Annotated in this window: 14 protein-coding genes; 5 read left to right on the top strand and 9 right to left on the bottom strand. The window is 62.9% G+C overall.

Translation table 11 applies throughout. The features are described 5' to 3' along the window. Positions 1-57: 57 nt before the first annotated feature. The 5 genes from folK to ACP2YO_RS31240 all read right to left on the bottom strand — a co-directional run bounded on the left by folK (position 58) and on the right by ACP2YO_RS31240 (position 2,702). Positions 58-549 carry a 2-amino-4-hydroxy-6-hydroxymethyldihydropteridine diphosphokinase gene (gene folK, locus ACP2YO_RS31260; protein ID WP_426434990.1) on the bottom strand — a complete coding sequence of 164 codons (492 nt, stop codon included), beginning with the start codon at positions 547-549 and terminating at the stop codon, positions 58-60. Positions 550-553: 4 nt separating this feature from the next. Next, a complete protein-coding gene (gene folB, locus ACP2YO_RS31255) occupies positions 554-934 on the bottom strand; it encodes a dihydroneopterin aldolase (protein ID WP_426434989.1) in 381 nt (126 codons plus the stop codon). After that, on the bottom strand, positions 931-1,788 hold the full coding sequence (folP, locus tag ACP2YO_RS31250; RefSeq protein WP_426434988.1) for a dihydropteroate synthase: 858 nt from the start codon (positions 1,786-1,788) through the stop codon (positions 931-933). Before folP ends, folB begins: the two co-directional genes overlap by 4 nt. An 84-nt stretch (positions 1,789-1,872) precedes the next feature. Beyond that, positions 1,873-2,280 carry a DUF4332 domain-containing protein gene (locus tag ACP2YO_RS31245; RefSeq protein ID WP_426434987.1) on the bottom strand — a complete coding sequence of 136 codons (408 nt, stop codon included), beginning with the start codon at positions 2,278-2,280 and terminating at the stop codon, positions 1,873-1,875. Between the two features lie 56 nt (positions 2,281-2,336). After that, positions 2,337-2,702, bottom strand: a complete 366-nt coding sequence (locus tag ACP2YO_RS31240) for a DUF2267 domain-containing protein (RefSeq protein WP_426434986.1) — start codon at positions 2,700-2,702, stop codon at positions 2,337-2,339. 369 nt (positions 2,703-3,071) lie between these two features. Here ACP2YO_RS31240 and ACP2YO_RS31235 point away from each other — a divergent pair, with 369 nt between their 5' ends. Genes ACP2YO_RS31235 through ACP2YO_RS31225 form a run of 3 tightly spaced genes read left to right on the top strand, consistent with a single transcriptional unit; the run spans position 3,072 to position 7,485 of the window. Further along, positions 3,072-4,694, top strand: a complete 1,623-nt coding sequence (locus ACP2YO_RS31235; protein WP_426434985.1) for a helicase HerA-like domain-containing protein — start codon at positions 3,072-3,074, stop codon at positions 4,692-4,694. Positions 4,695-4,742: 48 nt separating this feature from the next. Further along, positions 4,743-6,110, top strand: a complete 1,368-nt coding sequence (locus ACP2YO_RS31230; protein ID WP_426434984.1) for a glycosyltransferase family 87 protein — start codon at positions 4,743-4,745, stop codon at positions 6,108-6,110. Next, positions 6,070-7,485 (top strand): M20/M25/M40 family metallo-hydrolase, encoded by a 1,416-nt coding sequence (locus ACP2YO_RS31225; protein WP_426434983.1) that lies wholly within the window; start codon positions 6,070-6,072, stop codon positions 7,483-7,485. The genes ACP2YO_RS31230 and ACP2YO_RS31225 overlap by 41 nt, the downstream gene beginning before the upstream one ends. A gap of 100 nt (positions 7,486-7,585) precedes the next feature. Here ACP2YO_RS31225 and ACP2YO_RS31220 read toward each other — a convergent pair whose 3' ends face one another. Beyond that, positions 7,586-8,365 carry a class II aldolase/adducin family protein gene (locus ACP2YO_RS31220; protein WP_426434982.1) on the bottom strand — a complete coding sequence of 260 codons (780 nt, stop codon included), beginning with the start codon at positions 8,363-8,365 and terminating at the stop codon, positions 7,586-7,588. A 201-nt stretch (positions 8,366-8,566) separates the two neighbouring features. Further along, a complete protein-coding gene (locus ACP2YO_RS31215; protein WP_426434981.1) occupies positions 8,567-10,216 on the bottom strand; it encodes a glycosyltransferase family 39 protein in 1,650 nt (549 codons plus the stop codon). 337 nt (positions 10,217-10,553) lie between these two features. Here ACP2YO_RS31215 and ACP2YO_RS31210 point away from each other — a divergent pair, with 337 nt between their 5' ends. After that, positions 10,554-11,435, top strand: coding sequence for a DUF308 domain-containing protein (locus tag ACP2YO_RS31210; protein WP_426434980.1), 882 nt, complete (start codon positions 10,554-10,556; stop codon positions 11,433-11,435). A 270-nt stretch (positions 11,436-11,705) separates the two neighbouring features. Next, complete coding sequence (locus tag ACP2YO_RS31205; protein WP_426434979.1) at positions 11,706-12,119, top strand: MucR family transcriptional regulator; 414 nt, start codon at positions 11,706-11,708, stop codon at positions 12,117-12,119. Positions 12,120-12,121: 2 nt separating this feature from the next. Here the strand turns inward: ACP2YO_RS31205 and ACP2YO_RS31200 are convergent, their stop codons facing one another. Next, entirely contained in the window at positions 12,122-12,553 is a 432-nt protein-coding gene (locus ACP2YO_RS31200) for a SufE family protein (RefSeq protein WP_426434978.1), read from the bottom strand. A gap of 90 nt (positions 12,554-12,643) precedes the next feature. Continuing rightward, entirely contained in the window at positions 12,644-13,033 is a 390-nt protein-coding gene (locus ACP2YO_RS31195) for a DUF5330 domain-containing protein (protein ID WP_426434977.1), read from the bottom strand. Positions 13,034-13,188: the final 155 nt, after the last annotated feature.

Raw genomic sequence — 13,188 nt, 5'->3', positions numbered from 1 at the left:
TCGGAAATTGCCACGGGCGGGCGGCCAAGCCAAACGGTTGTTTGGGGCCTGCCGGCCTCAATCGAGGTCCGGCAGACGGAAAATACCGTCGGTCGAAACCCCCGCCAGCGCATCGGCGACCCGATGGCCGGCAATCCGGCGATCCGGCGCAATCTCGGCCAGCGGCACCAGCACGAAGGCGCGCTGGAACAGACGCGGGTGGGGCAGGGTCAGTTCCGGCTTGTCGAGCGTGACGTCGTCATAGGCGATCAGGTCGAGGTCGAGGGTGCGCGGGCCCCAGCGCTGCTCGTTGGCCCGGTCGCGGCCGAATTTGCTCTCGATCTTGTGCAGCGTGAACAGCAGCGCATGCGGATCAAGGCTGGTCTCGATCTCGATGCAGGCGTTGATGAAGCTTTCCTGCTGCTCCTCGCCCCAGGGCGGCGTCGAATAATCCGACGAGCGCGCCAGCAGCGCGGCCTGCGTCATGCCGCAGATATTGGCGATGGCCTTTCGGAACGTCGCGCGGACATCGCCGACATTGCCGCCGAGCGCGATCAGGACATCAGCCATTAGCTCAACCTTGGGGCAGCGGATGCCGCGAGCGCGTCAGCACCACGCCGACATCGTCGAAGATCGCGGCGATCGGCGCGTGCGGCTTGTGGACGGTCACCTTGACGGCCCTGACGCGCGGGAATGTGTTGAGGATGTCGTCGGCCACCGCTCCGGCGGCCCGCTCCAGGAGCTTGTAGTTGGCGGTCTTGAACGCCGACGTCGCGGTCGCCACCACGTTGGAATAGGAGACGGTATCGGAGAGCCGGTCGGTGCGCGAGGACTCCGAGAGATCGGTATAGAGTTCAAGGTCGATGACGAAGCGTTGGCCGACTTCGGTCTCATGCTCCATCACGCCATGACGGGCATGGATGACGATCCCGGTGATGAAGATCGTGTCGGTCATTGCTGTCCCTTGATTGCCGCCGCCACAAGCAGCGCCTGAACGGTTTCCGCGACGTCATGGGCACGGATGATGCGTGCGCCGTTCTGTGCCGCGATCAGATGTGCCGCAATCGAGCCGCCGATGCGATTCTGCGGTTCCGAGGGCACGACCGTGCTGATGAAGCGCTTGCGCGACGCGCCGACCAGCACCGGCAGGCGGAAAGCGTTGAGCTCGGAAAGCCGCGCCAGCACCAGCATGCTCTGCTCTTGCGTCTTGCCGAAGCCGATGCCGGGATCGATCACGATCCTGTCGGACGGGATGCCGGCTTTGGCCGCCATGTCGAGGGAGTGGGAAAAGAACGTCGCGATGTCCCGCATGATGTCGAGCGCCGGATCGGCGTGCTCGCGATTATGCATCATAATCACGGGGACACCGCGCGCGGCGATAACGGCGGCCATGCCCGGATCCCGCTGCAGGCCCCAGACGTCATTGGCGATCGCGGCGCCCTGGTCGAGCGCCCAGGCCACGACCTCGGACTTCATGCTGTCGATCGAGACGGGTACGCCGAGTGCTACGATGTCGGCCAGTACCGGCTTGAGCCGCTTCAACTCGTCGTCCGCGGAGACCGGTTGCGAGCCGTAGGGGCGGGTAGATTCCGCGCCGATGTCGATGATGTCGGCGCCATCGGCGATCAGCTTGCGGGCTTGCGTCCGCGCCTGCTCGGGGGTGATGAACTGCCCGCCATCGGAAAATGAATCCGGCGTCACGTTCAGAATGCCCATCACGGCCGGAGTGGGCCTGGACAGCAACATCGGCAGGACTGCATGTCCGGACGATCCGGCCACCGCCGACAATATGGGCTTTGGTGCCATCATGCGGTCGCTTTGCGCGGTCCGTGCCGGCAAGTCAAGCTGGGTGGGTGGCCTGCGCCGGCGGCTGCCGAAAGCCGCTCCGACAGGCTAATAGGTGATCTTGGGAGGCAGCTTGCGTGCCTGTTCGATAAGCAGTTCGACCGATTTCTCGGATGGCATGAGGCGGACAAGCTTCCGCTTGACGTTGGCGTCCTTCATGCTCTGCGCCAGCCGCGACGGGTTGCGATGCGCAAGTTCACGCACTGTGGTGACGCCGGCGGCGCGCATCAGGCCGACCTTGGCCTTGCCCATGCCGGGAATCCGCATGTAGTCGGAGAAGTTGGCCCATTCGAGCAATTGCTGTTCACTGATCCCGGTCTTGGTTGCGAGCGCCTTGCGTCCCCTGACGGTGCGGGCGGCTTCAAGCAGCGCTTCAGTGGTGCGGATACCCTGTGACTTCAGTTTTGCTGCACAATAGGCGGACAGGCCTTCGATCTCGGAGAGGGGGTATGTCATGATACTCGTATGCAATAGAAAGGGAGCGTGTGGCCGAGGGCGCGTCGATGGCAGTTTTAGGCAAACTGGCTGAGGCCCGGCGTCCCCGAGATGATCTCGCCCATTTGAGCCGCTCCGATTTTGTCGCGGCCGAACACGAAAAGTTCACGCGCGACCTTCTGAATCTCGCTCATGCTCAAACCAAGCCCCATCAGCCGGGTGCCAGCAGCCATCAAGCCGCCACCGATCAACCGCGACAGACCGCCGCTGTTGTTGGAGGCGGCGATTGCCGCTTCCGCGCCAGGGATTTGATCGATCAGAGCCTGGACCTTGTCGGAAGGCCCCTCGTTACGAAGGAAGCCTAGAACGATGCCGATGGTTTTTTCAGCGACAGCGCCATCAATGCCGGCCTCTGTGGCCAGCCGTCCAACCAGTTCGTCCATATTGCCCCGCCTCGACCGGTTCTTACCGGATAGTTCTTAGGCATTGATCTTGAGCGTCTGTGCCGTGAAATACAAGCGATCCCAGCATTTCGATTCGGTTTCTTTTTCGATCGCGCTGTCAGTGTTGCACCGATGCAAGAGTGAGTGGCGGATTCACGCCATCTTGTCGCAATGCGCAATTCCTTTCTTCACTTGGCATGGAAGAAAGTATGAGGAACCCGGGGCAACAATATACGTCAGCATCTGCTGGTGGTTTCAATCGACCTGCAAGATGCAATATGATGGCATGGTTCGAGGTGTCGAACGGGGTTCGAGGTATCGACCGGATTCGGCAATCGAACCGATCTAAATCTGCGAAGAGGTGAAGCGATGGCGACCTCAGACGACAAGCTGGCCGATACGGACGAGAAGATTTTCATCGGCAAGAGTGAAGCGACGGCATGGCTGACGCTCGCGCTGGCCAACCGGCACGGTCTTGTGACCGGCGCGACCGGAACAGGCAAGACCGTCTCGCTCCAGGTTATGGCGGAAGGGTTTGCGCGCGCCGGCGTTCCGGTCTTTGCGGCTGATATCAAGGGCGATCTGTCCGGCATCTCCGAAGTCGGAGAGGCCAAGGACTTTATCGTCAAGCGCGCCAAGGAGATGGGGCTCACATTCCAGCCGGATCAGTTCTCGACCGTTTTCTGGGACGTGTTCGGCGAGCAGGGTCATCCGGTGCGCGCTACCGTCACCGAAATGGGGCCACTGCTGCTGGCGCGGATGCTCGATCTGAACGATGTGCAGGAAGGCGTGCTCAACGTCGCCTTCCGTGTCGCCGACGAGAACGGCCTGGCGCTGATCGACAGGAAGGATCTGCGCGCCTTGCTCGATGCGATCGCCCCCGGCGGGAGCAGGAGGGCCGCCGATGACAAGGAGGATCCGCTGGCGTCGATCCGCAAGGCCGCGCAAGGCTACGGCAACGTGTCCAAGGCGACGGTCGGAACCATTCAGCGTCAGCTGCTGGTGCTGGAGAACCAGGGTGGCGCCAAGTTCTTCGGCGAGCCGGCGCTGACGCTGAAGGATTTCATGAGGACCGACCGCGACGGCCGCGGCATGGTTAATATCCTCGTTGCCGACAAGCTGATGCAGAGCCCGCGGCTCTACGCGACCTTCCTGCTCTGGATGCTCTCGGAATTGTTCGAGGAGTTGCCGGAGGCCGGCGACCTGCCGAAGCCGAAGCTGGTGTTCTTCTTCGACGAGGCGCATCTGTTGTTCAACGATGCGCCGAAGGCGCTGATGGACAAGATCGAGCAGGTGGTGCGGCTGATCCGCTCCAAGGGCGTCGGCGTCTATTTCGTCACGCAAAACCCGATCGACGTACCGGACAAGGTGCTGGCGCAACTCGGCAACCGCGTCCAGCATGCGTTGCGCGCATTTACGCCGCGCGACCAGAAGGCCGTCGCCGCGGCCGCGCAGACCTTCCGCCCCAATCCGAAGCTCGACACCGCGCGCGTGATCATGGAGCTCGGCAAGGGCGAGGCGCTGGTGTCGTTCCTCGAGGGCGCCGGCACGCCGGCGATGGTCGAGCGCATCATGGTGCGGCCGCCGTCGGCGCGGATCGGGCCGATCACGCCTGAGGAGCGCAAGGCGATCATGGATGCGAGCCCGTTCAAGGGTAAATACGACACCGCGATCGACGCCGAATCCGCCTACGAGATCATCCAGCAGCGTCTCGCCGGAAAGGCGGCGTCGGCGAACGGGGCTGACGGCGGCGAGGGTGGCGGCATCCTCGGCCATATCGGCGCGATCGCCGCCGCGATCTTCGGCACCAACGTCAGGCGCGGCCGGTTGTCGACTGGGCAAGTGATCGCGCGCAATGTGACGCGTTCGGTCACCGACAAGGTGGTTGGTGGTGTGGTCGCCGATCTCGGCAAGTCGGTCGGCGGCTCCGTCGGCGGATCGATCGGCCGCGCCTTGGTGCGCGGCGCGCTCGGTGGATTGCTGCGGAGATAACATTAGGAGTATCATCGCAGCCTATTCGTATTTGTTTGGAAAGAGCTTGTGCTGAGATACCCGTCGCTGAGGGCGCCGTTTGATCTGTTGTTCTTGTTCTGCTGTATCGCGCTAACGGCAGATGTTCTAGTTCCCGAGATTTGGGGACACGGCAAGACGAAGGACTATCCGTTGTGGTTCTGGGCCGGCCAGCAGGTGCTGCACGGTCAGGGCCTCTATCCCGCCGACCCCACGAGCTATTTCGACTTCATCTATCCGCCGTTGCCGGCGGTGCTTCTCGCAATTCCGGCGTTCTTCGGCAAGATTTCACTTTATCTGTGCCTTTCACTCCTCAACGCTGTCGCGTGGTGGATGGTCCCTCAGTTCTCGCATGCGATGGCCGGTTCGGACCGCAAGCCAGGGCCCTGGCTTGAAGCGCTACCGGGCTTGGTCACGGTCACGTTCGCGCTCGACATGTTCGACCTTGGCCAGCCGAACCTGATTCTGCTCGGGATGATGCTTTACGGCTTCTGGCTGCTGCGGAAGGGGCGGTCATGGCTTGCGGGTGGGATGTTTGCCCTTGCGACTGCGATAAAGGTGTTTCCCATCGCCGTGTTGCCATATCTGCTCTGGCGCAGGCGTTGGGGCGCGGTCGCCGGCATGGTTGCCTTCACGGCCTTCTTCCTCTTCATCCTGCCGGCGCCGTTCCGTGGCTTCCAGCATAACGCCGCGGAATTGAAGACCTGGTACCAGGGCATGGTTGGAACGAGCACGCCCGAGGGGTTTGGCCAGCGCGCCGAGCAGAACTGGTCGTCGGTCAACCAATCCATCATCGCCGTATCGCATCGGCTGTTGCGTCGCGTGAACTACAATCAGGATGATCCAAACAAGCCGCCGCGCTACATGAATCTGGTCGATCTCGACTTCGCAACGGTGAACTGGGTCATTGTCGCGATCTCTGTCCTGATCGGCCTGGGCTACGTCGCGGTGATGCCGCAAGCCTGGCTGCGCACGGAAAAGTCCGACGCGGAAGAGATCGGCATCCTGTTTTGTCTGATGACGGTCGCTTCGCCGTTGGCGCGGGAATACTACTTCATGTGGTTGTTCTTTCCGATCACGGTGCTGATGCATCGTGCCGTCTATGATCCACGGCCGACGGTGCGGACCGGAACCTGGATGGCGCTTGCGTTCGCCTTCGTTCTGCTGGGGCTCGCACTGCCATTCTATCCGATCGAGTTGCAGGCCTATGGCAACAATCTTGCCGCAACCTTTGTGCTGGCCGCGGGCCTGGTCTGGCACATCCTCAATCCTCAGCTCAAGGAGAGTGCAGATGCTTTGCCTCGGGCTCCCGGCGAGCTACAACCCGGCGTAACGTCCAACGAACAGGATAGCCGCGATGTCCAACGCCAAGCTCCAGCCGGTCCTCGATCACATTGACGCTGATTTCGACAACAGCCTCGATCGGTTGTTCACACTGCTCCGCATCAAGTCGATTTCGTCAGAGGCCGCCTTTGCCGACGACTGCAAGGCGGCGGCTGACCATCTGGCCAGGGATATCGCGACGCTGGGCTTCACCGCGGAGGTGCGGCCGACCGCGGGCCATCCGGCGATCGTCGCCAAGGCCTTCGTCGTCAAGGCCAATGGCAGCACCGACGGCCGCCCGCATGTGCTGTTCTACGGTCACTACGATGTGCAGCCGGTCGATCCACTCAATCTCTGGCACCGTCCGCCGTTCGAGCCCGTGGTCACCGACCACGCCGACGGCCGCAAGATCATCGTTGCGCGCGGCGCGGAGGACGACAAGGGTCAGTTGATGACCTTTGTCGAGGCCTGCCGCGCCTGGAAGCAGGTGACGGGATCATTGCCGGTCGATATCACCATGATCATCGAGGGCGAGGAGGAGATCGGCTCGAAGAACTTCGTGCCGTTCCTGGAGGCCAACAAGGACGAGCTGAAGGCCGACTTCGCGCTGGTCTGCGACACCGGCATGTGGGACCAGAACACGCCGGCGATCACGACCTCGCTGCGCGGCCTGGTCTATGACGAGGTCAAGATCAAGGCCGCCAATCGCGACCTGCATTCCGGTGTGTTCGGCGGCGGTGCGCAAAATCCGATCCGTGTGCTGACGCGGATCCTCGGCGGCCTGTTTGACGAGAACGGCCATATCACGATCCCCGGTTTCTACGACGGCGTGAAGGATTTGCCGCCGGATATCCTGGCGCAGTGGAAGAAGCTCAACCTGACGCCCGAACGCTTCCTGAAGCCGATCGGACTGTCGCTGCCGGCCGGCGAAAAGGACCGGCTGCTGATCGAACAGCTGTCCTCGCGCCCGACCTGCGACATCAACGGCATCATCGGCGGCTATACCGGCGAGGGCTCGAAGACGGTGATCCCGGCGGAGGCGTCGGCCAAGGTCTCGTTCCGTCTGGTCGAGGGACAAAACCCCGAAAAGATCCGCAAGGCGTTTCGCGACTATGTCACGGCGCGCTTGCCGGCCGACTGCAAGGTGGAGTTCATTGACCATTCCAGTGCGCCAGCGATCGCGCTCGACTGGAACATGAAGCCATTGGCGGCCGCGAGGCGCGCCCTGACCGACGAATGGGGCAAGGAAGCGCTCTTGATCGGCTCCGGCGCCTCGATCCCGATCGTGGCGGACTTCAAGCGCACGCTCGGGCTCGACTCCGTGCTGGTCGGATTCGGCCTCGACGACGACAACATCCATTCGCCGAACGAGAAATACGACCTCAGGAGCTTCCACAAGGGCATCCGCTCCTGGGCGCGGATCCTCGCGGCCTTCGCCGAGGCCAAGTAGGACCTCTGCCGAATGCAAAAACGCCGCCCGGAATTGGGCAGCGTTTGATTGGGTCGTGTAGAGGGTGTTGCCGGAGAGCATACCCGAAGATTGTGAAAATTCAACTCCGGTAGCCGGGGTTGACCCGGTCGAGCTTGCGCAGCAGCGGTGGCCAGACGAGCTGCGTCGAGCGCAGCTCGGCGCGGTCCGGGTTGGACAGAAGCTCAGAGTTCTTGTCGATCGCGTGCTGGTCGACCGGATAGGCGCTTCCGCCGAGCGTGCGGGTGGCCACCTGCATCGAGCAGGCGCGCTCCAGATGGTACATGCGCTCGAAGGCGGAGGCGACCGAGCGGCCGACCGTCAGCGTGCCGTGATTGCGCAGCAGCATGTGGTTCCTGGCGCCGAGGTCGCGCTGCAGGCGCGGGCGCTCATCGTGATCGAGCGCGATACCTTCATAGTCGTGATAGGCGAGGTCGTGGGTGACGAGCTGCGCGGTCTGGTTTAGCGGCAGCAGCCCTTCGGGCCCACTGGACACCGCGGTGCCGTCGATCGTGTGCAGATGGAGTACGCAACCGGCATCCTCGCGCACCTCGTGGATCGCGGAATGTATGGTGAAGCCGGCCGGGTTGATGCTGTATTCGCTCTGGCTGAGCTGATTGCCCTCGAGATCGACCTTGACCAGGCTCGAGGCGGTGATTTCGTCGAACATCAGTCCGTAGGGGTTGATCAGGAAGTGATGCTCCGGTCCGGGCACCCGCGCCGAAATGTGGGTGTCGACCAGATCGTCCCAGCCGTAGAGCGCAACCAGGCGGTAGCAGGCGGCGAGGTTGACCCGCTGTTCCCATTCCGCCGCGCTCATATCCGACGGCACTTCCTTCAGGCGCGCTTCTGCTGGCGACATGGCCGATTTGCTCCGTTGATGGCTGTTGCTCGACATAAGCCTAGCGCTGCTGCGTTGCTGCAGCAAGGCAGCGTGCCGGCGTGACAGTCATGCCGGCAGGGAACGGCTGCGGCATGATCCGGAGACTTGTGGCGAGGCCGTTCGAAAGGATTTGCCCAAACAATGAGCGAAGGCGCGAAGATATTCCAAAGCCACCGTGCCTCAGGGCGCCGGAATCGCGAGCAGGCTCGAAATGCTGCGGCCGCGGATGTCGTAGACCCGGGCAAACACGACATCATCGCGCTTGATCTCGACCATGACAGGCGCGGCAAGACCCTTGCAGTAGAACTCGCCGAGCGTCATCGCGAAGTCAGCGGCGTGGCTGTCCCAGCCGATCGTGAAATCAGGGCCGAGCGCGACCTGGGCCGGACGTTGCGGCCCGCAGACCGCGACCTTCCACTTGCGGTCATGCGGCGGGACTTCCTGCCGCTCGGCCAACTGCTCACGCAGCCCGTCGGAAGCCTGCTTCAGCGCCAGCCCCCAATAGTCCAGCATGAAGTAGTTGTCCGCGGTCCGCACCGTGCCGGCGATATGGTTGAAGTGCGTGTACTGGTAAGGATGCAGCCGGATCATCTCGCTGAGCGGCAGCAAGAGACCGATGGCGAACACCGCAAGCGCGGCGGGCTGCCAGGCGCGGCGGTTCTCGGCAAGCCAGTCCATGCCGCGCGCGAATGCGACGCCGGCCAGTATGGTCATCGGCGGGATCACGAAGATGAAATGACGGATGCCGTTGTAGAGCGCCGGTCGCTTCACCATTGCGATGACGAGCGGCAGCATCGCCGCCAGCGTCAGCATCAGCATGATTGTCTTGCGCCGCGCCGGCACGTCCTTGCGCGACAGCGACATCAAGGCCGCGACGACGCCCGCTGCGAGCAGGATCAGCAACACCTCGGGAAGCTGCAGCGCGAACAGGGTCGGCAGGTAGGACCACGGCATGTCCGGCACCGACACCAGCGCGCCGTCGAACATCTCCTTCCACGGCTTCTCGAAGAAGTGCGAGAAGTAGGTCACCGCTTCGAGCGGGTGCCCGGGCTCCATGATCGACCATGGCCAGATCAGGCCCATCACCAGGTAGCCGAATGCGAGGCCCGGTAGCAGCACGTAGACCACATGCGCAAAGCGGTGCGCCGCCTCGCGCAGGCCCTGCTTGCGGAATTCCTCGATCCAGAGCGGGATGAAGCCGATCACCGCGTAGATCAGCGCGAGCCCGCCAAGCACACGGCAGCCGATCGACAGGCCGGCGCCGAACCCGACGATCAGGATCGTGCGCGGCGAGGGGGACGGATATTCTTCGGCGAGACGGACGAGGCCCATGATCAGGATCACCATGGCCACGGCAAATGGCGCATCCTTGGGGTTCATGAACATGTGGCCGTAGAAGGTCGGGCACAGCGCCAGCAGCAGGAGCGCGGCAAGCCCGGCCAGCGGGCCTCCGACGCGCCGCGCCAACCGCCAGGTTACCGCAAGCCCGATGACGCCGACGATCGCGCCGAGCAGGCGACGCGTCTCGAACAGCTCGAGGGGAATGACCTTGTGCAGCAGCGCCGCAGCCATGTCGAAGCCGCCGCCATACATATAGAGGTTGGCAAACGACAGCGCACCGGTGTCCCTGAAGCCGGAACCGTACATGCGCAGCAACAGATCTGCATATTCAGCGTGGGTATAATCGTCCCAGCCCAGCCCGTAATCGCGGAATGTCAGACCGGCGACCAAAGCGACTACGCCGAGAGCGAGAAGGGCGAGATCGTCGCAGGTCTTCTCCACCGAGCGCCGCGCAGGCGTATCGATGGCAGACGTCGTAATAGATGACATGGCTAATAGTACCGGCGTCCCTGTGGCCTGATTGGCGCTTTAGGGCCTCATTCCCCGGCATCCATATAGCGCAGTTCCATTTCTAAGTAATTGGCAATTGTGGCGTAATTTCCCCGGTGCATTGCAATAATTTGGCAGTAATTCGTAGCCAGTAGAATTACGGAATCGCTGCCCGAGAGGCTGGATTCGATCGCCGCGGCGAGCCGGCAATCCCGGCGGAACCAGATTTTCGGGAACTCCGTCTACAATTGGCGGTTGGCGATGTGGATAATATGACGGTATCGTGGCGTTGACGGCTGTGCTGATAATTCAGGCGAGTCGTCCGGGGGTTAGTTCGATGATGGTTGCTCTGTTGGTCGTCGGCGTGGGCCTGGTCCTGGCGGGCCTGGCGGCGATCGGCCTTGGAATTCCCTACAAGGAATTTAGCGTCGGCAGCACGTTGATCTTGACGGGTGTGACCGGCGTTTGCAGCGGCGCCATTGTGCTTGCGCTCGCGGCGGCCGTCCGGGAACTCCAGCAGATAGCCCGTCGGCTCGGTCCGGTCACCGTCGGCGCACGACCCGAGCTGACGGCGCCTGCAACTTCTCCGCGCAATGCTGCGGCGGCCGAGGGCGGGTTCCCGTTCTCGCGGGACCAGCACACTGGCGAGCCCCCGCCGATCGCGCCGTCTTCGGCACCCGCGGCGCCCTGGCACGAAGAGATGGCCCAACGCGGCGCCCCGAACGAGGTGCCGCCGCCGGTGCCGGCAGCGGTCCAGCCAGAAGCGCCGGCCAAGCGGCGTAACCTGCTGTTTTCATCAAGCTCGCGGAAGGAGCGAGATCGCGCTCAGGCGCGCGGCGCCGAGCCACTCTCTCCGGACCTGTTGTCGCCGGATCTGCGTCCGAACCCGGGGGCGGGCGAGCCTGCGCCCGCCAGCTTCGACGATGCCTGGCCGAAAGCGGAACGGCCGAGGTCGGTCGACGTCGCCCCGCGCCGCAGCGCACGCGCGCCCTCGACCTTCAGCGACGCCCAAGGCCAGGCTCAAGGCGCCGCGCCATCGCCCGGCCATCCGCCGGCGCCGCAGGAGCAGCCTCCAGTAACCGTGCTCAAATCGGGCGTCGTGGACGGCATGGCCTATTCGCTCTACTCAGACGGTTCGATCGAAGCGCAGATGCCCGAGGGCATGATGCGGTTTGCTTCCATCGACGAACTCCGGTCGCATCTGGAGCAGCGCCCCTAGAGCGTTTTCAAGCAAAGCGGACACCGGTTCGCGTGAAGAAAACGCGCCAAAACCAGATTCCGAGCCAATACTTGCGGTGGTTCTGCTTCTAAAGACAGAGCATCGCCGTTCTTGTCAGATTTGCTGTAATCCGCGCATATTCACGAAGTAGTACGGGGATTCTGCTGGTGTGAAGTAGTACGGGATTCTGCCGGTGTATTGTCGCGGTCGGATACTGTCCGGTCGGCGCACCGTGCCGCGTCTTTCGATAACACGGGGGAAGGTTGAGCCATGTCCGATACCTCAGGCAAGAGCCCGGTCGAACTGACGGCGAGCATCGTGTCGGCCTATCTCAGCAACAACCCGACGCAGGCCTCCGATATCCCCAACCTGATCAGCCAGGTCCACGCCGCGCTGATGCGCGTTTCGACCGGACGCGCCGATGCGCCGCTCGAGCCGGCCAAGCCTGCGGTATCCACGAAGAAGTCGATCACGCCGGAGTATCTGGTGTGTCTCGAAGACGGCAAGCGCTTCAAATCGCTCAAGCGGCATCTACGCACGCAGTACAACATGACGCCCGAGCAATATCGCGACAAATGGGGCCTGCCGGCCGACTATCCGATGGTGGCGCCGAACTATGCCGTGGCGCGCTCGCAGCTCGCCAAGAAGATGGGGCTGGGTCAGCAGGCGCGGAAGAAGAAATAACTTTATGAGGCGGACGCCAGTGCCTCGCGCGCGTCGGTTCGGATCCGCTCGACCATCGACCGCAGGCCGTTGGAGCGCTGCGGTGTCAGGTGGTCGCGGAAGCCGAACTCGTCGAACAGCGCAATCGCATCCATCGACAGGATTTCTTTCGGCGTGTGGCCCGAATAAAGCATCAGCACGATCGCGACGAGGCCACGCACGATATGGGCATCGCTGTCGCCGAGGTAGTTCAGCCTTGGCTCGCCATTGGCAGCGCGATCGATCCGCTTCGACAGCCAGACCTGGCTGACGCAGCCCTGCACCTTGTTTTCGGACGAGTGCTCTGCCTCGGGCAGGGGATCCAGCGTGCGGCCGAGCTCGATGACGTAGCGGTAGCGGTCGTCCCACTCGTCGAGCAGCGCAAAATTGTCCCTGATTTCGTCGATCGTCGTCATCTTGGCCCGCGTCCTATTCTCACGGGCTTATATAGGAACGCGAGCGACGAAAGCGACGAAAATGGAACCGGTTCCGCGCTTAATTTGCGGTCACGGCGTTGGCGGCTGGCGGAATTCGATCGCCTGATCGTCTGATGTCAGCGTGTCGCGGGACGCAGCAACGGCAGACGATGCGTTCGTATCGTCTCCGCTGATCGAGCCGGTGTGGTCGGGGGCCTTCTTGTCGGTGATGATCTGGTAGAGCTTGCGCGCACCGTCGGTCGCGCGCTGCCCGATCGCAGTGGCAGCCTGGCCGCCAACCTCGCAGGCCGCGGGCTGACGCTTGCAGAACTGGCCCATGTCGCCGATGGTTGCGGTCGCAGCTGACACCGCCTCCGACGCGCTGATCTGCGGCGTCTTGTCCGATTCAGGTGCTTTGTCCCTCGGCAGCAGCACGAGCACGAGCCCGAGCCAGAATGCCAAACGCAGCAGGAAAAACATGGCGCGATCCCGGTCGTCTGTTTTGTCTTTTGCTTCATAGCGGTCGATGCCGCAGTTGGCTTATGGGTAGCATCGGTCGATAAATCGGAAGTATCTGCATTGAGGTAAACTCGGCGAAAAATCGCTGAAAATGCGCCTGATTTGATTCGGCGTAA

This window comes from Bradyrhizobium genosp. P, from assembly GCF_049949265.1.
Lineage (GTDB): Bacteria > Pseudomonadota > Alphaproteobacteria > Rhizobiales > Xanthobacteraceae > Bradyrhizobium.
The sequence above is the reverse complement of the archived record's forward strand: the minus strand, read 5'-3'. Positions and strand labels throughout refer to the sequence as shown.

Excerpts from the sequence above, each read along its gene's own strand:
- ACP2YO_RS31240 (WP_426434986.1), bottom strand. The coding sequence starts at position 2,702 with ATGGACGAACTGGTTGGACGGCTGGCCACAGAGGCCGGCATTGATGGC.
- ACP2YO_RS31220 (WP_426434982.1), bottom strand. The coding sequence starts at position 8,365 with ATGTCGCCAGCAGAAGCGCGCCTGAAGGAAGTGCCGTCGGATATGAGC.
- ACP2YO_RS31235 (WP_426434985.1), top strand. The coding sequence starts at position 3,072 with ATGGCGACCTCAGACGACAAGCTGGCCGATACGGACGAGAAGATTTTC.
- folB (WP_426434989.1), bottom strand. The coding sequence starts at position 934 with ATGACCGACACGATCTTCATCACCGGGATCGTCATCCATGCCCGTCAT.
- folP (WP_426434988.1), bottom strand. The coding sequence starts at position 1,788 with ATGATGGCACCAAAGCCCATATTGTCGGCGGTGGCCGGATCGTCCGGA.
- ACP2YO_RS31210 (WP_426434980.1), top strand. The coding sequence starts at position 10,554 with ATGATGGTTGCTCTGTTGGTCGTCGGCGTGGGCCTGGTCCTGGCGGGC.
- ACP2YO_RS31215 (WP_426434981.1), bottom strand. The coding sequence starts at position 10,216 with ATGTCATCTATTACGACGTCTGCCATCGATACGCCTGCGCGGCGCTCG.
- ACP2YO_RS31225 (WP_426434983.1), top strand. The coding sequence starts at position 6,070 with ATGTCCAACGCCAAGCTCCAGCCGGTCCTCGATCACATTGACGCTGAT.
- folK (WP_426434990.1), bottom strand. The coding sequence starts at position 549 with ATGGCTGATGTCCTGATCGCGCTCGGCGGCAATGTCGGCGATGTCCGC.
- ACP2YO_RS31195 (WP_426434977.1), bottom strand. The coding sequence starts at position 13,033 with ATGTTTTTCCTGCTGCGTTTGGCATTCTGGCTCGGGCTCGTGCTCGTG.
- ACP2YO_RS31245 (WP_426434987.1), bottom strand. The coding sequence starts at position 2,280 with ATGACATACCCCCTCTCCGAGATCGAAGGCCTGTCCGCCTATTGTGCA.
- ACP2YO_RS31200 (WP_426434978.1), bottom strand. The coding sequence starts at position 12,553 with ATGACGACGATCGACGAAATCAGGGACAATTTTGCGCTGCTCGACGAG.
- ACP2YO_RS31205 (WP_426434979.1), top strand. The coding sequence starts at position 11,706 with ATGTCCGATACCTCAGGCAAGAGCCCGGTCGAACTGACGGCGAGCATC.